Here is a 17,132-nt window from a genome sequence, read left to right as displayed (position 1 = left end):
ATGCTGGACGCTGCACTCGCCGGATCTGCCCTGCTGATGGGTCTCGCCGGCACGCCGCATTGCCTTGCGATGTGCGGCGCGGCGGCCACCGGCTGCAGTCGCGGTGGGCGCAGTTCCATGGGCGCTTTCCAGCTTGGCCGCCTGCTCAGCTACGCGCTTGGTGGCGCCATCGCTGCCGCCAGTGTTGGTGCCCTGGCATGGCTCGGCGGTGCTGCGGCCTGGCTGCGGCCCCTGTGGTTGCTGGTCCATTGCGCGGCGCTGCTGCTGGGGCTTTACCTGCTGGTGTTCGCCCGTCAGCCGGCCTGGCTGGGCCAGATTGGCAGGCAAGTCAGTGAGCAGGCAGGCGAGGTGAGGCTGGCGATGCCTGGCGCCGGGCGGGTCACCCTGTCCGCCCCGGCGCGGTCCGGTCTGCTCGGCCTGGCCTGGGTGGCCTGGCCCTGCGGCTTGCTGCAATCCGCCTTGCTGACCGCTGGTCTGGCCAGCAGCGCCGCTGCCGGTGCCCTGGTCATGGCTGCCTTTGCCTCAGCCTCGGGCATCGGCCTCGTGCTGGGGCCGACGCTGCTGCGCTCGCTGAGCGCACAAGGCACGGGCTGGGCCATTCGTCTGGCCGGCTTTGCCTTGGCCGCTGCTTCCACCTGGGCGTTGGCCATGGGCTTGTGGGACCAGATTGCTGCGTTTTGCAGCTAGCCCGCGCCGACCCGCCGAGCGCAAGACTTATATAAGACTGGGCTCCCAGTCTGGCCCGGCTGTCCTAGAATCGCCACTCTAGTTGTCCCACCACTGCGCCTGATTGTTGGCCGACCTGGATACCCCATGACACTGCAGCAACCGACCATCATCTACACCTTGACCGACGAAGCGCCGCTGCTGGCGACCGCGTCGTTCCTGCCCATCGTCCGCGCCTTCGCTGCGCCTGCGGGCGTCAATGTCGAGACGAGCGACATTTCCGTTGCCGGCCGCGTGCTGGGCCAGTTCCCGGAATGCCTGCGTGAAGACCAGCGCGTGCCCGACCGCCTGTCGGAGCTCGGCCGTCTGACGCTGAAGGCCGAAGCCAACATCATCAAGCTGCCCAATATCAGCGCCTCCGTCGCGCAATTGAAGGCTGCGATCAAGGAACTTCAAGGCAAGGGCTACGCCATTCCGGACTATCCGGAAGCACCCAAGACCGACGAAGAGAAGGACATCCGCGCGCGCTACAACAAGTGCGTGGGCAGCGCGGTGAACCCGGTGCTGCGTGAAGGCAACTCCGACCGCCGCGCACCCAAGGCCGTCAAGGAATACGCCCGCAAGAACCCGCACAGCATGGCCGACTGGAGCCAGGCCTCGCGCTCGCATGTCTCGCACATGCATGCCGGCGACTTCTATCACGGCGAAAAGTCCATGACGCTGGACCGCCCCCGCAATGTCAAGATGGAGCTGATCACCAAGAGCGGCAAGACCATCGTCTTGAAGCCCAAGGTCGCCCTGCTGGACCGCGAGGTGATCGACAGCATGTTCATGAGCAAGAAGGCCTTGCTGGACTTCTACGAAAAGGAAATCGAGGACGCGCGCCAGACCGGCGTGATGTTCTCTCTGCACGTGAAGGCCACGATGATGAAGGTGTCGCACCCCATCGTGTTCGGCCACTGCGTGCGAATCTTCTACCGTGAGGCTTTCGAGAAGCACGGCAAGCTGTTCGACGAGCTGGGCATCAACGTCAACAATGGCATGGTCGATCTGTACAACAAGATCGCCACGCTGCCGCAGAGTAAGCAGGACGAGATCAAGCGCGACTTGCACGCCTGCCACGAGCACCGCCCCGAGCTGGCAATGGTCGATTCGGCCAAGGGCATCACCAACTTCCATTCGCCCAACGACATCATCGTCGACGCGTCCATGCCCGCGATGATCCGCAACGGCGGCAAGATGTGGGGCGCCGACGGCCGCCTGAAGGACGTCAAGGCCGTGATGCCGGAGTCGACCTTCGCCCGCATCTACCAGGAGATGATCAACTTCTGTAAGTGGCATGGCGCCTTCGACCCGAAGACCATGGGCACCGTGCCCAATGTCGGCCTGATGGCCCAGCAGGCCGAGGAATACGGCTCGCACGACAAGACCTTCGAGATCTCGGAAGACGGCGTGGCCAACATCACCGACCTGGACAGCGGCGAGGTGCTGATGAGCCAGGAGGTGGAGCAGGGCGATATCTGGCGCATGTGCCAGTGCAAGGACGCCGCGATCCGCGACTGGGTGAAGCTGGCCGTCAACCGCGCCCGCAATTCGGGCATGCCGGTGGTGTTCTGGCTCGACCAGTTCCGCCCGCACGAGGCGCAGCTGATCACCAAGGTCAAGATGTACCTGCACGAGCACAACACGCAGGGCCTGGACATCCAGATCATGAGCCAGGTGCGCGCGATGCGCTACACGCTGGAGCGCGTGATCCGCGGCCTGGACACCATCAGTGCCACCGGCAACATCCTGCGCGACTACCTCACCGACCTGTTCCCCATCATGGAACTGGGCACCTCGGCCAAGATGCTCTCCATCGTGCCACTGATGGCCGGCGGCGGCATGTACGAAACGGGCGCTGGCGGTTCAGCTCCGAAGCATGTGCAGCAGCTGGTTGAAGAGAACCATCTGCGCTGGGATTCGCTGGGTGAGTTCCTGGCCCTGGCGGTCAGCCTGGAAGACCTGGGCCTGAAGAACAACAATGCCCGCGCCAAGCTGCTGGCCAAGACGCTGGACACGGCCACGGGCCAACTGCTGGACAACAACAAGAACCCCAGCCCCAAGACCGGGCAGCTGGACAACCGCGGCAGCCAGTTCTACCTGTCGCTGTACTGGGCCCAGGCCCTGGCTGCACAGACCGACGACGCCGAACTGGCCGCCAAGTTCGCGCCGCTGGCCAAGGCCCTGGCCGACAACGAAGCCACCATCGTGGCCGAGCTGGCCGCCGTGCAAGGCAAGCCGGCGGACATCGGCGGCTACTACCTGCCCGACATGGCCAAGCTGGATGCCGTGATGCGCCCAAGCGCGACCTTCAATGCCGCGCTGGCAATGGTCGCTGCCTGACGTTCCGCCGTCGACTTCCTGCATTCATTCCCGGAGACGCTTCCTACATGTATCAGCACATCAAGGTCCCCAGCCAGGGCAGCAAGATCACCGTCAACGCCGACATGTCGCTCAATGTGCCGGACGAGCCCATCGTCCCGTTCATCGAGGGTGATGGCACGGGCCTGGACATCACCCCCGTGATGCTCAAGGTGGTCGATGCTGCCGTGGCCAAGGCCTATGGCGGCAAGAGGAAGATCCACTGGATGGAGGTCTTTGCCGGCGAGAAGTCGACCAAGGTCTATGGTCCCGATGTGTGGCTGCCGGCCGAGACGCTGGAGGCGCTGCGCGAGTACGTGGTGTCCATCAAGGGCCCGCTGACCACGCCCGTGGGCGGCGGCATCCGCTCCTTGAACGTGGCCCTGCGCCAGGAGCTGGACCTGTACGTCTGCCTGCGCCCGGTGCAGTACTTCAAGGGCGTTCCCTCGCCCCTGAAGGAACCCGAGAAGACCAATATGGTGATCTTCCGCGAGAACTCGGAAGACATCTATGCCGGCATCGAGTACGAGGCCGAAAGCGAGAAGGCCAAGAAGCTGATCAAGTTCCTGCAGGACGAGATGGGCGTCAAGAAGATCCGATTCCCGAACTCCTCGGGCATCGGCATCAAGCCGGTCTCGCGTGAAGGCACCGAGCGCCTGGTTCGCAAGGCCATCCAGTACGCCATCGACAACGACAAGCCCAGCGTCACCATCGTGCACAAGGGCAACATCATGAAGTACACCGAGGGTGGTTTTCGTGACTGGGCCTATGCGCTGGCGCAGAAGGAATTCGGCGCTGAGCTGATCGATGGCGGCCCCTGGTGCAAGCTGATCAGTCCGAAGACAGGCAAGGGCATCACGATCAAGGATTCGATCGCCGACGCATTCCTCCAGCAGATCCTTCTGCGCCCGGCCGAATACTCCGTGGTGGCGACGCTGAACCTGAACGGCGACTACATTTCCGACGCGCTGGCTGCGCAGGTGGGCGGCATTGGCATTGCGCCGGGCGCAAACATGTCGGATTCGGTGGCCTGCTTCGAGGCCACGCATGGCACGGCGCCCAAGTACGCCGGCAAGGACTACGTGAACCCCGGTTCCGAGATCCTGTCGGCCGAGATGATGCTGCGCCACATGGGCTGGGTCGAAGCAGCCGATCTGATCATCAGCTCGCTCGAGGCGGCCATCGCCAGCAAGAAGGTGACCTACGACTTTGCCCGCCTGATGGACGGCGCGACCCAGGTTTCCTGCTCGGGTTTTGGGCAGGTGATGATTGACCAGATGTGAATCGAAAGTAACTCGCGGCGCGAGCTGCGATTTGATTTCGCCCAGCAGAGAAATTGATTTGCCAACTGCTTGGTAAATTAAAAAGGCCCGCGAAGCGGGCCTTTGTTTTTGCTGCCTGATATTGCTTCAGGCACTGGCGCTGTGTGCGAGCTCCTGCGCTGCAGGCGGTGGCAAGTCGCCTTCGCCGTCCATGGGGGTGATGTTCTGCGCCAACTGGCCCTTGGGGCCCTGCACCAGCTCAAAATTGACCCGTCCGCCCTGTCGCAGTGTTCGGAAGCCCTCCATCTTGATTGCTGAAAAATGGGCGAACACGTCTTCGCCGCCTTCTTCGGGTTCTATGAAGCCAAAACCCTTGGCGTCGTTGAACCACTTGACTGTTCCAGTTTGCATACTTTCTCCAATTCTCCATCCCGGTGTCTAACGCACCGAGGCGGATTCTCAAAGGCTAGTCAGCTTCGTGTCAATTGCGTAAGGACCCGGACTCCCCACTGAGATGGGTGGTCGGCTCCGCGGTGCAGTGCAGGCAACCGTTTGCTTCCTGGTTTGGCGCAATTGCGGGGCATCTGCAGGGCGGCAGCCAGGTGCCTGCATGAGCTGCGCACGGTGCTTGCATTGAAGGCCGGAGGCCCCAGATGGGATAGCAGTCCGCGGCCGGCAGGGCCCAGTCCCAGTCGATAGAATCAAAGCCATGTCAGATACCCCTCGCCAGCCGCCCGCGCCCCCCGTCGTCAAACCCGGCCGAGAAGATGTGGATGGCACGACCACGCTGGAGCGCGTGCCGCAGAAAACCGAGCCGCCGCGCCTCTACCAGGTGCTGCTTCTGAATGACGATTTCACGCCGATGGAGTTTGTCGTGATGGTGTTGCAGGAATTTTTTCGCCACGATCTGGATACAGCGACCCAGATCATGCTCAAAATCCATCACGAGGGCCGGGGCGTCTGCGGTGTGTTCACCAAAGACGTCGCCGCGACCAAAGTTGAGTTGGTGCTGGCTGCCGCGCGGCGTGCAGGCCATCCCTTGCAGTGCATTATGGAGGCCGCATGATTGCCCAAGAGCTTGAAGTCAGCCTGCACATGGCGTTTGTCGAAGCACGCCAGCAGCGCCATGAGTTCATCACCGTGGAACACCTGCTGATGGCCCTGCTGGACAACCCCAGCGCCGCCGAGGTGCTGCGCGCCTGTTCGGCCAATATCGAAGACCTGCGCAAGAGCCTGACGCAGTTCATCAAGGAAAACACGCCCACCGTGGGCGGCAGCGACGAGGTGGACACCCAGCCCACGCTCGGCTTCCAGCGCGTGATCCAGCGCGCCATCATGCATGTGCAGTCCACCGGCTCCGGCAAGAAGGAAGTGACAGGCGCCAATGTGCTGGTGGCCATCTTCGGCGAGAAGGATTCGCATGCCGTGTATTACCTTCACCAGCAGGGCGTGACGCGCCTTGACGTGGTGAACTACATCGCCCACGGCATCAAGAAGAGCGAGCCGCCCGAGCCGCCCAAGGGGCAGGACGGTAGTGGCAGTGGCCAGGAGAACAGCGAGCGCGAGGAAGCCGAACCGCAGGGCAAGGGTTCTCCGCTCGAGCAGTTCACGCAGAACCTCAACCAGCTCGCCAAGGAAGGCAAGATCGACCCGCTGATCGGCCGTGAGCCCGAGGTCGAGCGTGTGGTGCAGGTGCTGTGCCGCCGCCGCAAGAACAATCCGCTGCTGGTCGGCGAGGCCGGCGTGGGCAAGACAGCCATTGCCGAAGGCCTGGCATGGCGCATCACCGAGGGCGACGTGCCCGACGTGCTGGGCGACAGCGTGGTCTATTCACTGGACATGGGCGCACTGCTGGCGGGCACCAAGTACCGCGGCGACTTCGAGCAGCGCCTGAAGGCCGTCCTCAAGCAGCTGAAGGAACAGCCGCACGCCATCCTCTTCATCGATGAGATCCACACGCTGATCGGCGCTGGCGCCGCATCGGGCGGTACGCTGGATGCGAGCAATCTCCTGAAGCCCGCCCTGAGCTCGGGCGCGATGAAGTGCATCGGCGCCACGACCTTCACCGAGTACCGCGGCATCTTCGAGAAGGATGCGGCACTCTCACGCCGCTTCCAGAAGGTGGACGTGAACGAGCCCTCGGTCGAGCAGACCATCGAGATCCTGAAGGGCCTGAAGTCGCGCTTCGAGGAGCACCACAGCGTCAAGTACGCGCTGGGCGCACTGCAGGCGGCAGCCGAGCTCTCGGCCAAGTACATCAATGACCGCCATCTGCCGGACAAGGCCATCGACGTGATCGACGAAGCCGGCGCCGCCCAGCGCATCCTGCCCAAGAGCAAGCAGAAGAAGACCATCACCCGCACCGAGGTCGAAGACATCGTTGCCAAGATCGCGCGCATTCCGCCGGCCTCGGTGTCCACAGACGACCGTGGCAAGTTGAAGAGTCTGGACCGCGACCTGAAGAGCGTGGTCTTCGGCCAGGAACCGGCGATCGATGCCTTGGCCGCCGCCATCAAGATGGCGCGTTCGGGCCTGGGCAAGCCGGACAAGCCCATCGGCAGCTTCCTTTTCAGCGGCCCCACCGGCGTCGGCAAGACCGAAGTGGCCAAGCAACTGGCCTACATCCTCGGCATCGAGCTGATCCGCTTCGACATGTCGGAGTACATGGAGCGCCATGCCGTCAGCCGCCTGATCGGTGCGCCTCCGGGCTATGTCGGCTTCGACCAGGGTGGCTTGCTGACCGAGGCCATCACCAAGAAGCCGCATGCAGTGCTGCTGCTCGACGAAATCGAGAAAGCGCACCCGGACGTGTTCAACGTCTTGCTGCAGGTGATGGACCACGGCTCTCTGACGGACAACAACGGTCGCAAGGCCGACTTCCGCAACGTCATCATCATCATGACGACGAATGCGGGCGCCGAGACCATGAACAAGTCCACCATCGGCTTCACCAACGCCCGCGAGCAGGGCGATGAGATGGCCGACATCAAGCGCCTGTTCACGCCCGAGTTCCGCAACCGGCTGGATGCCATCGTGTCCTTCCGTGCGCTGGACCAGGAAATCATCATGCGCGTGGTCGACAAGTTCCTGCTGCAGCTGGAAAGCCAGTTGCAGGAGAAGAAGGTCGAGGTCACGTTCACTGACGAGCTGCGTCAGCAGTTGGCCAAGAAGGGCTTCGACCCGCTGATGGGCGCCCGCCCGATGCAGCGCCTGATCCAGGACACGATCCGCCGCGCGCTCGCAGACGAGCTGCTGTTCGGGCGCCTGGTCGATGGGGGGCGCCTGAGTGTGGGTGTCGATGCCGAGGGCAACACGACGCTGGACATCCAGCCGCTGAAGCCGGCCAAGGACAACAAGCCCAAGGCGGAGCCGGCAACGACGACCTGAGCGAGCTGAACCAGCGTCTAGTTGAAGAAGCCAGCGAGCAGCGCGTGCAAACGCGGCTGCTCGTTTTTCATGTCTGTTGGCGCCACGAAGAAGGCCTCCACCGCCACGGCAAAGAACTCTTCCAGGCTCTCGGCGCCGTAGGGGTCGATCAAGGTGGGCTCGCCGGCAGCGACCCGCTCGCAGAATTCAGACCATTCAGCTTCGATCACGTCAAGCCAGGCCTCGCGCGCCGCGCTGCTCGCGAGCGGCGGCACGCCATCGGCCCAGCCGTCGCTCATGTCGATCACATGGGCGAACTCGTGGATGACGACGTTGTAGATGCTGTCGCCTGACTCGAAGGCTGCGTCGGCCTCGCTCCAGGCCAGCATCAAGGGCCCGCCTTCCATGGCCTCGCCGGCCAGCAGCTCCTCGTACTGGTGGACAACGCCATCCTCGTCCATGTACTCGCGCTGGGCCAGCACTTCGCTCGCATGGACGACGATACCGACGAAGCCGTCATACCAGGCGAGGCCCAGCTTCAGTACCGGCAGGCAGGCCTGCGCGGCAATGGCGAGCGCGATCTCGTCAGTCACCTCGAAGCCGGCGGCGCCGTGGAATTCCTTCTGCGCAAGAAAGAGCGAGCAGAGTCGGCGCAGCTCGATCAGCTCGCCGGCAGTGCGCTCGCTGATGAAGGGATAGCGCGCCAGCGTCAATTGCCAGAGCGGCTCGGGGATGGCGTGGCGTTCCAGCTGCGCAGCCTCGCGGCGCTGTTGCCAGGCCTTCAAGAGGCGAGAAATCACTGCTTCAATCGAGCTGCATGCGCTGCAGGCCGGCTGCGCTCAGGCGCAGCACGTCACCGCGCGGCTGCTCGCCGTCGAAGTCCCAGTCGGACAGCACATGGCGCTGCAGGCCCAGGCCCAGCTCATGCGCCATCGGCCGGTGCGTGTGGCCATTGATCATCTGCGTGCAGCCAGCGGCCCGCAGCCAGGCGATGCAGGCCTCGGTGTCGAGGTCGGCATAGGTTTCCTGCGCGGCCTGCTTCTGCTGGCTGGCGTCGCGCAACTGCCTGGCCAGAGCCTGACGCACGGCCAGCGGCTGGGCCAGCGTGCGCTGTTGCCAGGCCGGGTCGCGCACCATGGCGCGGAAGCGCTGGTATTCAACGTCGGCCAGGCATAGCGCATCGCCATGCGTCAGCAAGATTTGCTGTCCGAACGCCGAGAGCACGGTGGGATCAGCGAGTGGCTGCAAGCCGCAGTCTGCCAGCATCTGCTCGCCGACCAGGAAGTCGCGGTTGCCGATCATGTAGAACAGCGGACGCTGCCTGGCGGCTTCGCGGAGCAGGGCGGTGATTTCCGCCTCGAAGCCCTCGAAGCGGGCGTCGTCGCCCAGCCAGACCTCGACGACGTCACCGAGCAGCAGCACCGCCGAGGCCGGCGTTTCGGCGAGGTGGCGGCGCAGCCGCTCCACCGTGCGCGGCAGGGCGGGCGAGAGGTGCAGGTCCGACAGCAGATCGATCGCCGTCCATGTGGGCGGCGCTATCAGACTGGCGAACGCCGGAACTTCAGTCGACTTCAACCGCGCGCTCGATCACCACGTCTTCCAGCGGCACGTCGTCGTGGAAACCGCTGCGGCCGGTCTTGACCTTTTCGATCGCATCGACCACGTCCTTGCCGTCAACGACCTTGCCGAACACGGCATAGCCCCAGCCCGAAGGCGTCTCGGACTTGAAGTTCAGGAAGCCGTTGTTGGTGGTGTTGATGAAGAACTGGCTGGAGGCCGAGTGCGGCGCATTGGTGCGGGCCATGGCCAGCGTGTAGTGATCGTTGGTCAGGCCGTTGTTGGCTTCGTTCTGGATCGGTGCGTCGCTGCTCTTCTGCTTCATGCCGGCTTCCATGCCGCCACCCTGGACCATGAAGCCCTTGATGACGCGGTGGAAGATCGTGCCGTCGTAGTGGCCCTTGCGCACATAGCTCAGGAAGTTGGCGACTGACAGCGGCGCCTTCTCGACGTCGAGTTCAATGCGGATCACACCCTTGTTGGTATGCAGTTCGACGGTATTGCTCATTTCTTGGACTCCACAATGGCTTTGGTGATCAGAATGTTCTTGAGGGGCAGGTGCTGGAAGGCCTCGTTCTTTTGCGACGGTGCCACCGGCACGGCGCGGATCTGGTCGACGACTTCCATGCCTTCGATGACGCGGCCGAAGACAGCGTAGCCCCGGCCGTCAGGGAAATTCTCGGCATCGAGGCCGGGGTTGTCGACAGTGTTGATGAAGAACTGCGAGGTGGCCGAATTCGGGTCGTTGCTGCGGGCCATGGCAATGCTGCCGCGCACATTGGACAGGCCGTTGCCGCTTTCCAGCGGGATCGGTGGCTTGGTCGGGCGCTGGTCCAGCTTGGGCGTATAGCCGCCGGTCTGGATCATGAAGTTCTCGATCACGCGATGGAAGATCAGGCCGTTGTAGTGGCCGGCCTTCACGTAGGCAATGAAATTGGCCACGGTCTTCGGTGCCTTCTCGGCATCGAGTTCAACGCGGATGTCGCCGGCGGTGGTGGTCAGCTTGACCACGGTCTGCGCCAGCGCGCTGGCGCTGCAGGCCAGGCTGACGCTCAGGGCAGCGAAGACTTGCAAGCTCCGGGAAGCGAGGGTTTTCATCGGCAATCGTGTCTCGGTCTGTCGGTGCTGCACCCATGGCTGCAGCAAGCGGAATGGTGATTGTGGCTCAGCGCTTGTCGCTGCGGGCATTGCCTGCATTGCTGGCAATGAGTTCGCGGGAGCGCGCCAGCTTGACTGCGGCCTGTGCCTGTGTGGCGCTGGGCAGCTTGGCTGCCAGCTCGTAGGCACGGGCCGCCATGCGCAGAAGGATGTCGCCGAGGTTTTCCTGGGCCAGCACGTGGTCCGGCTGCAGGCGCACGGCCTGCTCCAGCGCCTGGTGCGCCGCGTCGAGCTCGCCGCGGGCGGCCAGGATCACGGCCAGGTTGTTGAAGGGGTCGGCCAGGTCCGGGAAGTCCTGCGTCAGTGCAGTGAAGAGCTTGGCTGCCGTGTCTGTTTCGCCGCGCTCCATGCGCATCACGGCCAGTGCGAAACGGGGGCGGGCCTCGTTCGGAGACTGGGCCACCAGGCGCTCGACAGCGGCGATTGCTTCTGCCTGCTTGCCGGCATGCCAGAGGGCCTGCGCTTCATCCAGGGGCGCGATGGCGCCAGCCGCGAAGGGCAGGGCGAGGGCCAGGGTGGCGATGAGCCGTGCGAGGTGCCGGGAGGTGGGCATTGTCTGATGTCGTCCGTTTGGGGTGCGAAAGCGCACGCCGGGGCAGGGTCAGTGCGGGCGCGTTGCCAAACCCCTGTCGGTATACTGGACCGGCATTCTAAGGCGCTGCCGCCATTGACGCCCTGGTCCACAGCCGGAGGCCGCCGGGTCGGCACAAGCTGCCCGATTCATCCTGAAGTACTGAAGCATTCCCACTCTGTCGGCTTTCGCAGCCGTGGAAGTGGTCACCAGAAGTCCCATGTCCCTGCGCATCTACAACACGCTTACCCGAGCGGTCGAGCCCTTTGCTCCCATCGAACCTGGCCATGCGCGCATGTATGTCTGCGGCATGACGATTTACGACCTCTGTCATGTCGGCCATGCCCGCATGATGATGGCCTTCGACGTGGTGCAGCGCTGGCTCAAGGCCTCGGGCTTCAAGGTCACCTATGTGCGCAACATCACCGACATCGACGACAAGATCATCAAGCGCGCCGTCGAGCGCGGCATGAGCATCCGCGCGCTGACGGACGAAATGATTGCCGCCATGCACCGCGACATCGGCGCCCTCGGCGTCGAGCGCCCCACGCATGAACCGCGCGCTACGGAGTACGTGCCGCAGATGCTCTCCATGATCAGCACGCTGGAAGGCAAGGGCCTGGCGTACCGCGCCAGCAATGGCGACGTGAACTACGCGGTGCGCAAGTTCGAGGGCTACGGCAAGCTGTCCGGCAAGTCGCTGGACGATCTGCGTGCCGGCGAGCGCATTGCCGTGGACGAAGGCAAGCTCGATCCGCTGGACTTCGTGCTCTGGAAGGCGGCCAAGCCGAGCGAGCCGGCGGATGCCAAGTACGAAGGCGAGTTCGGGGCCGGCCGTCCGGGCTGGCATATCGAATGCTCGGCCATGAGCTGCGCGCTGCTGGGTGAGCGCTTCGACATCCACGGTGGTGGCATGGACCTGCAGTTCCCGCACCATGAGAACGAGATCGCGCAGAGCGAAGGCGCGCTGGGCCATCCCTTCGTCAACACCTGGATGCACAACGGCTTCCTGAATGTCGACAACGAGAAGATGTCCAAGAGCCTGGGCAACTTCTTCACCATCCAGGACGTCTTGAAGAAGTTCGATGGCGAGACACTGCGCTACTTCATGCTGCGCACGCATTACCGCAGCCCCTTCAATTTCAGCGACGCCCATCTGGACGATGCACGCAGCGCCTTGCGCCGCCTCTACACGGCGCTGGACGGCGTGGGCGAAGTCGAGGCTGGCGAGATCGACTGGCGCCACCCGCAGGCGGCCGCCTTCAAGGTGGCCATGGACGACGACTTCAATACGCCGGGCGCGATCGCCCAACTGTTCGAGCTGGCCACCGAGGTGAACCGCAGCCGCTCGCTGGACGACGCCCGCTTGCTGAAGAGCCTGGGGGCCACCCTGGGCGTGCTGCAGCAGTCGCCCAAGGCCTATCTGCAGGCCGGCAGCGGCCTTGACGAGGCCGCGATCCAGGCCCAGATCGACGCTCGCGCTGCCGCCAAGGCTGCGAAGAACTTCGCCAAGGCTGACCGCATCCGCAAGGAGCTGTCGGCCCAGGGCATCGAGCTGAAAGACACGCCGCAAGGCACATCCTGGGTGAAGGCCTGAGCCGATGGCGCGCACATCGGCGGGGGTGACCCCGGACTATTGGGATGAGGCCTGCCGCCACCTGGTCAAGCGTGACCGGGTGATGAAGAAACTCATCCCGCAGTTTGGCGAGGCCAGGCTGCAGAGCAATGGCGACGCGTTCACGACGCTGGCCCGCTCGGTGGTCGGCCAGCAGATCTCGGTCAAGGCCGCGCAAGCAGTCTGGGACCGTTTCGCGGCGCTGACCTCGGGCCCGTCCACCAAGATCCAGCCGGCTGCCGTGCTGGGCCTGGCAACCGAGGCGCTGCGGGGTGTCGGCCTGTCCGCGCGCAAGATCGAGTACCTGTCGGACCTGGCGCAAAGCTTCGAGGCCGGAAAGGTTCATGTGCGCCAATGGACGCAGATGGACGACGAAGCGATCATTGACGAGCTTGTTGCGATCCGGGGCATCGGCCGCTGGACGGCCGAGATGTTCCTGATCTTCCACCTGATGCGGCCCAATGTGATGCCGCTGGACGACCTGGGTCTGCTCAAGGGCATCAGCGAAAACTACTTCTCCGGCGAGCCGGTGTCCCGCGCCGAGGCACGGGAGGTGGGCGACGCCTGGGCTCCCTACCGCTCGGTAGCCACATGGTACATTTGGCGCAGCCTCGACCCGCTCCCTGTCGATTACTGACAGCCGGCGGGTCACGCGCCCGGCACCTGATCAAGAGTTCTGTGCCGCCCGCCTGACGGCATCATCACTGAGAGACCCTAGCAGGATGAGCAAGAAACATTTCCTCGAATTCGAGCAGCCCATCGCCGAGCTCGAAACCAAGATCGAAGAGCTGCGCTACGTGCAAAGCGAGTCGGCCGTCGACATCTCCGAAGAGATCGACCGCCTCTCCAAGAAGAGCCAGCAGCTGACCAAGGACATCTACGGCAACGTGATGCCGTGGCAGGTCTACCAGATCGCCCGGCATCCGCAGCGCCCGCAAACGCTGGACTACTGCGCCGAGGTCTTCACCGAGTTCCAGGAGCTGCACGGCGACCGCCACTTCGCGGATGACCCGGCCATCGTCGGTGGCCTGGCCCGCTTCAATGGCCAGCCCTGCATGATCGTGGGCCACCAGCGCGGCTCAGACGCCAAGGAGCGCACGCTGCGCAACTTCGGCATGCCGCGCCCCGAGGGCTATCGCAAGGCCCTGCGCCTCATGAAGCTGGCCGAGAAGTTCGGCCTGCCGGTGTTCACCTTCATCGACACCATGGGTGCCTATCCCGGCATCGGTGCCGAGGAGCGTGGCCAGTCCGAAGCCATCGGTCGCAACATCTTCGAGATGGCCCAGCTGGAAGTGCCCATCATTGCCACCGTGATCGGCGAAGGCGGTTCTGGCGGCGCGTTGGCCATCGGCGTGGCAGATCAGGTCCTGATGCTGCAGTTCTCGGCCTACTCGGTGATCTCGCCGGAAGGCTGCGCCTCCATCCTCTGGAAGTCGTCCGCGCGTGCCTCAGAGGCCGCCGAGGCGCTGGGCATCACCGCCCATCGTCTGAAGGCCATGGGTCTGATCGACAAGATCATCAGCGAGCCGGTGGGCGGCGCTCATCGCGATGCCAAGATGATGGCCTCCAGCCTGAAGCGCGCCCTGGGCGACGCACTGCGCCAGGTCAGCGACCTGAAGCCGGACGCCCTGCTGGAGCGCCGCTACGAGCGCCTGCAGGCCTATGGCCGTTTCAGCGACACCAAGAACCGCTGAGCCCTTGCCGGTCGTTGCGGTGGCCTACAGCGGCGGCCGTGATTCCACCGCGCTCCTCCACGCAACAGCCCGCAGTGCCCAGGAACTGGGTCTGCGGGTTCTTGCTTTGCATGTCCACCATGGCTTGAGTGCGCGCGCCGACGGCTGGGTCGCGCATTGCCGCTCGCAATGCGAGGCCTGGGCGGCACAGGGCTTGCCGGTGCAGTTCTCGTTCCGTCGCTTGGCAGGAGCGCCTGCAGGGGGGCAGAGTGTCGAGGCCTGGGCGCGGGAGGGACGCTATCTGGCACTGCAGGCCATGGCTGAAGAGCAGGGCGCCGACTTGGTCCTGCTCGCTCAGCATCGCCGTGATCAGGCGGAGACCTTCTTGCTTCAGGCTTTGCGTGGCGGCGGTACGGCCGGCCAGGCGGCCATGCCAGCTTTGCAGTTTCGCGATGGCATGAGCTGGGCTCGGCCCTGGCTGGGTCAGCCGCGCGACGCCGTTGAAGCCTATCTGCAAGAGCATGGGCTGCGCTTCGTCGATGACGACAGCAACGCCGACCCTCGTTATGCCCGCAACCGTCTGCGCCTGCAGGTCTGGCCGGCCTTGTGCGAGGCCTTTGCGCAAGCCGAAGCCTCCTTGGCTCAGGCGGCGCAATGGGCACAGGAGGCGCTGGATTTGCAGCGCGAGATGGCGCAGCAGGACCTGCAGGCGCTGGAGGACGACTTGGGCATTGACCTGGCCGGCCTGCGACTGCTCTCGCCAGCCCGCGCCAGCAATGCCCTGCGCGCCTGGCTCCTGGAGCAACTGGCCCAGCCTGCGCCGGCGAGCCTCGTGGCCCGATTGCTTCACGAGGCTGATGAGCATGGCGGCTGGCCCTGCGCAGGTGGGCATTTGCGCCTCTATCGCGCGCGCCTGAGCTTCATCGAAGACGGCGCAGAGGCCGAACGCCCCGAACTTGAACTCGACCTCAGCAAGCCAGGTCGCTATCCACAGCCGGCTTGGCAAGGCGCGTGGTTGGTCGAGCGGGCCGAGATCGAAGGGGCTTCGGAAAATGTCTTGCGATGCTTGACGATGCGCGAACGCAGGGGCGGCGAGCAGTTCCAGTTGCACGCAAAAGGGCTGCCGCGCAGCCTCAAGAAATGCTTCCAGGATCGTGCGGTGCCAGCCTGGCTACGCCAGGGGCCGATGCTTGTTTGCGGCAGTGAACTGGTCTTTGTGGCGGGCCTCGGAGTGGACGCTCGTCACCTGGCTGAGGCGGGCTCGCCGCAGCTGCGCCTCAGCTGGATTCCTGACGTCGCGCCGTAACCGTCTGCGGGTAAATGCTGCATTGCGGTAGCTAGAATCGACGGTTCGCATCCGTGCGCCGTTCAGTGAGCGACGCACGCCGACGAATTCCGCGCTTCCAAAGAATTCCAATGGCACTAATCGTTCACAAGTACGGCGGCACGTCGATGGGTTCCACCGACCGCATCCGCAATGTCGCCAAGCGCGTCGCCAAATGGGCGCGTGCCGGCCATCAGATGGTGGTCGTGCCCTCGGCCATGAGCGGCGAAACCAATCGCCTGCTGGGCCTGGCCAAGGAGCTTTCGCCCGCCACCAGCAGCCCCGAGCTGAACCGCGAGATGGACATGATTGCCGCCACCGGCGAGCAGGTGTCCGTGGGCCTCCTGGCCATCGCCTTGCAGGCCGAAGGCATGGAGGCTGTCAGCTACACCGGCTGGCAAGTGCCGGTGGCGACGGACTCCTCGTACACCAAGGCGCGCATCGAAAGCATCGACGACAAGCGCGTGCGCACCGACCTGGCGGCCGGCAAGGTCGTGGTCATCGCCGGCTTCCAGGGTGTGGACGAGGACATGAACATCACGACCCTGGGTCGCGGTGGTTCGGATACTTCCGCTGTGGCCATTGCCGCCGCGATGAAGGCCGACGAATGCCTGATCTATACCGACGTGGACGGTGTCTACACCACCGATCCGCGCATCGTTCCCGAGGCGCGCCGCCTGCACACGATCAGCTTTGAAGAGATGCTGGAGATGGCGAGCCTTGGCTCCAAGATCCTGCAGATCCGCTCGGTCGAATTCGCTGGCAAATACCGTGTGCCGCTGCGCGTGCTCTCGAGCTTCACGCCCTGGGACATCGACATCAACGAGGAAGCCAAGTCCGGCACCTTGATCAGTTTTGAAGAGGACGAAAACATGGAACAAGCCGTCGTGTCCGGCATCGCCTTCAACCGCGACGAAGCCAAGGTGACCCTGCTGGGCGTGCCCGACAAACCCGGCATCGCCTTCCAGATCCTGGGCCCGGTGGCCGACGCCAATATCGATATCGACGTCATCATCCAGAACGTCTCGCAAGACGGCAAGACCGACTTCTCCTTCACCGTGCACCGCAATGATTACGCGCGCACGATGGAGTTGCTGGAGAAGGTGGTCGGCCCCGCGGTGCAGGCTGCGCGCGTGATGGGTGACCCGAAAATCTGCAAGGTCTCGATCGTCGGTATCGGCATGCGCTCGCATGTGGGCGTGGCCTCGAAGATGTTCCGCGCGCTGAGCGAAGAGGGCATCAACATCCAGATGATCTCCACGAGCGAAATCAAGACCAGCGTCGTGATCGACGAGAAGTACATGGAGCTCGCGGTGCGTGCGCTGCACAAGGCTTTCGATCTCGACCAGGAAGTTTCGGCCTGATTGGGCTGAGAGCCACGAAAAACGCTGCTATACTGCGAGGCTCTTCTGGAGTCGTGACCGAGTGGCCGAAGGTGCTCCCCTGCTAAGGGAGTATGTGGGCAAAACCTGCATCGAGAGTTCGAATCTCTCCGACTCCGCCAGAACATGGAAAGCCCCCAAGCGAAAGCCTGGGG

Annotated in this window: 16 protein-coding genes and 1 tRNA gene; 11 read left to right on the top strand and 6 right to left on the bottom strand. The window is 64.1% G+C overall.

The genetic code is table 11. The features are described 5' to 3' along the window. From ABT392_RS10470 to icd, 3 genes are all read left to right on the top strand, one after another. A complete protein-coding gene (locus ABT392_RS10470; RefSeq protein WP_395385795.1) occupies positions 1-687 on the top strand; it encodes an urease accessory protein UreH domain-containing protein in 687 nt (228 codons plus the stop codon). Between the two features lie 126 nt (positions 688-813). Then, positions 814-3,051, top strand: coding sequence for an NADP-dependent isocitrate dehydrogenase (locus ABT392_RS10465; RefSeq protein WP_334275786.1), 2,238 nt, complete (start codon positions 814-816; stop codon positions 3,049-3,051). 47 nt (positions 3,052-3,098) lie between these two features. Then, positions 3,099-4,352: an NADP-dependent isocitrate dehydrogenase gene (icd, locus tag ABT392_RS10460; protein WP_334275785.1), complete on the top strand. Its 1,254-nt coding sequence runs from the start codon at positions 3,099-3,101 to the stop codon at positions 4,350-4,352. 126 nt (positions 4,353-4,478) lie between these two features. On the opposite strand, the gene ABT392_RS10455 is transcribed toward icd, so the two are convergent. Beyond that, a complete protein-coding gene (locus ABT392_RS10455) occupies positions 4,479-4,742 on the bottom strand; it encodes a cold-shock protein (RefSeq protein ID WP_395385796.1) in 264 nt (87 codons plus the stop codon). A gap of 298 nt (positions 4,743-5,040) precedes the next feature. Here ABT392_RS10455 and clpS point away from each other — a divergent pair, with 298 nt between their 5' ends. Beyond that, a complete protein-coding gene (gene clpS, locus ABT392_RS10450; RefSeq protein ID WP_334275783.1) occupies positions 5,041-5,397 on the top strand; it encodes an ATP-dependent Clp protease adapter ClpS in 357 nt (118 codons plus the stop codon). Continuing rightward, a complete protein-coding gene (gene clpA / locus ABT392_RS10445; protein WP_334275782.1) occupies positions 5,394-7,718 on the top strand; it encodes an ATP-dependent Clp protease ATP-binding subunit ClpA in 2,325 nt (774 codons plus the stop codon). Before clpS ends, clpA begins: the two co-directional genes overlap by 4 nt. Positions 7,719-7,735: 17 nt before the next feature. On the opposite strand, the gene ABT392_RS10440 is transcribed toward clpA, so the two are convergent. The 5 genes from ABT392_RS10440 to ABT392_RS10420 form a co-directional block, all read right to left on the bottom strand. Next, positions 7,736-8,497 (bottom strand): M90 family metallopeptidase, encoded by a 762-nt coding sequence (locus ABT392_RS10440; RefSeq protein WP_395385797.1) that lies wholly within the window; start codon positions 8,495-8,497, stop codon positions 7,736-7,738. A gap of 4 nt (positions 8,498-8,501) precedes the next feature. After that, positions 8,502-9,272, bottom strand: a complete 771-nt coding sequence (locus ABT392_RS10435; RefSeq protein WP_334275780.1) for a UDP-2,3-diacylglucosamine diphosphatase — start codon at positions 9,270-9,272, stop codon at positions 8,502-8,504. Beyond that, a complete protein-coding gene (locus ABT392_RS10430; protein ID WP_334275779.1) occupies positions 9,259-9,762 on the bottom strand; it encodes a peptidylprolyl isomerase in 504 nt (167 codons plus the stop codon). The genes ABT392_RS10435 and ABT392_RS10430 overlap by 14 nt, the downstream gene beginning before the upstream one ends. Beyond that, complete coding sequence (locus ABT392_RS10425; protein ID WP_395385798.1) at positions 9,759-10,352, bottom strand: peptidylprolyl isomerase; 594 nt, start codon at positions 10,350-10,352, stop codon at positions 9,759-9,761. Before ABT392_RS10425 ends, ABT392_RS10430 begins: the two co-directional genes overlap by 4 nt. Positions 10,353-10,419: 67 nt before the next feature. Beyond that, positions 10,420-10,965 (bottom strand): tetratricopeptide repeat protein, encoded by a 546-nt coding sequence (locus ABT392_RS10420; protein ID WP_395385799.1) that lies wholly within the window; start codon positions 10,963-10,965, stop codon positions 10,420-10,422. Between the two features lie 238 nt (positions 10,966-11,203). Here ABT392_RS10420 and cysS point away from each other — a divergent pair, with 238 nt between their 5' ends. The 6 genes from cysS (at position 11,204) to ABT392_RS10390 (ending at position 17,099) form a co-directional block, all read left to right on the top strand. After that, a complete protein-coding gene (gene cysS / locus ABT392_RS10415; RefSeq protein WP_395385800.1) occupies positions 11,204-12,580 on the top strand; it encodes a cysteine--tRNA ligase in 1,377 nt (458 codons plus the stop codon). 4 nt (positions 12,581-12,584) lie between these two features. Beyond that, positions 12,585-13,235, top strand: a complete 651-nt coding sequence (locus ABT392_RS10410; RefSeq protein ID WP_334275774.1) for a DNA-3-methyladenine glycosylase family protein — start codon at positions 12,585-12,587, stop codon at positions 13,233-13,235. 85 nt (positions 13,236-13,320) lie between these two features. After that, the gene (locus ABT392_RS10405; protein ID WP_395385802.1) at positions 13,321-14,292 is read left to right on the top strand and encodes an acetyl-CoA carboxylase carboxyltransferase subunit alpha; all 972 of its coding nucleotides are present in this window, start codon (positions 13,321-13,323) and stop codon (positions 14,290-14,292) included. Between the two features lie 4 nt (positions 14,293-14,296). Next, positions 14,297-15,577, top strand: coding sequence for a tRNA lysidine(34) synthetase TilS (gene tilS / locus ABT392_RS10400; RefSeq protein ID WP_464970971.1), 1,281 nt, complete (start codon positions 14,297-14,299; stop codon positions 15,575-15,577). Positions 15,578-15,687: 110 nt separating this feature from the next. Then, positions 15,688-16,959, top strand: coding sequence for an aspartate kinase (locus tag ABT392_RS10395; protein ID WP_334275771.1), 1,272 nt, complete (start codon positions 15,688-15,690; stop codon positions 16,957-16,959). 47 nt (positions 16,960-17,006) lie between these two features. Then, positions 17,007-17,099, top strand: a tRNA-Ser gene (locus ABT392_RS10390). Positions 17,100-17,132 lie beyond the last annotated feature (33 nt).

The organism is Paucibacter sp. JuS9 (assembly GCF_044043925.2).
Lineage (GTDB): Bacteria > Pseudomonadota > Gammaproteobacteria > Burkholderiales > Burkholderiaceae_C > JAUASW01.
This window is presented reverse-complemented; position numbering and strand designations above follow the sequence as displayed.

What these genes read in the sequence shown, in the direction of transcription:
- ABT392_RS10410 (WP_334275774.1), top strand. Translation starts at nt 12,585, where the DNA reads ATGGCGCGCACATCGGCGGGGGTGACCCCGGACTATTGGGATGAGGCC.
- ABT392_RS10470 (WP_395385795.1), top strand. Translation starts at nt 1, where the DNA reads ATGCTGGACGCTGCACTCGCCGGATCTGCCCTGCTGATGGGTCTCGCC.
- ABT392_RS10395 (WP_334275771.1), top strand. Translation starts at nt 15,688, where the DNA reads ATGGCACTAATCGTTCACAAGTACGGCGGCACGTCGATGGGTTCCACC.
- icd (WP_334275785.1), top strand. Translation starts at nt 3,099, where the DNA reads ATGTATCAGCACATCAAGGTCCCCAGCCAGGGCAGCAAGATCACCGTC.
- ABT392_RS10465 (WP_334275786.1), top strand. Translation starts at nt 814, where the DNA reads ATGACACTGCAGCAACCGACCATCATCTACACCTTGACCGACGAAGCG.
- ABT392_RS10425 (WP_395385798.1), bottom strand. Translation starts at nt 10,352, where the DNA reads ATGAAAACCCTCGCTTCCCGGAGCTTGCAAGTCTTCGCTGCCCTGAGC.
- ABT392_RS10405 (WP_395385802.1), top strand. Translation starts at nt 13,321, where the DNA reads ATGAGCAAGAAACATTTCCTCGAATTCGAGCAGCCCATCGCCGAGCTC.
- clpS (WP_334275783.1), top strand. Translation starts at nt 5,041, where the DNA reads ATGTCAGATACCCCTCGCCAGCCGCCCGCGCCCCCCGTCGTCAAACCC.
- cysS (WP_395385800.1), top strand. Translation starts at nt 11,204, where the DNA reads ATGTCCCTGCGCATCTACAACACGCTTACCCGAGCGGTCGAGCCCTTT.
- clpA (WP_334275782.1), top strand. Translation starts at nt 5,394, where the DNA reads ATGATTGCCCAAGAGCTTGAAGTCAGCCTGCACATGGCGTTTGTCGAA.
- ABT392_RS10455 (WP_395385796.1), bottom strand. Translation starts at nt 4,742, where the DNA reads ATGCAAACTGGAACAGTCAAGTGGTTCAACGACGCCAAGGGTTTTGGC.
- ABT392_RS10420 (WP_395385799.1), bottom strand. Translation starts at nt 10,965, where the DNA reads ATGCCCACCTCCCGGCACCTCGCACGGCTCATCGCCACCCTGGCCCTC.
- ABT392_RS10430 (WP_334275779.1), bottom strand. Translation starts at nt 9,762, where the DNA reads ATGAGCAATACCGTCGAACTGCATACCAACAAGGGTGTGATCCGCATT.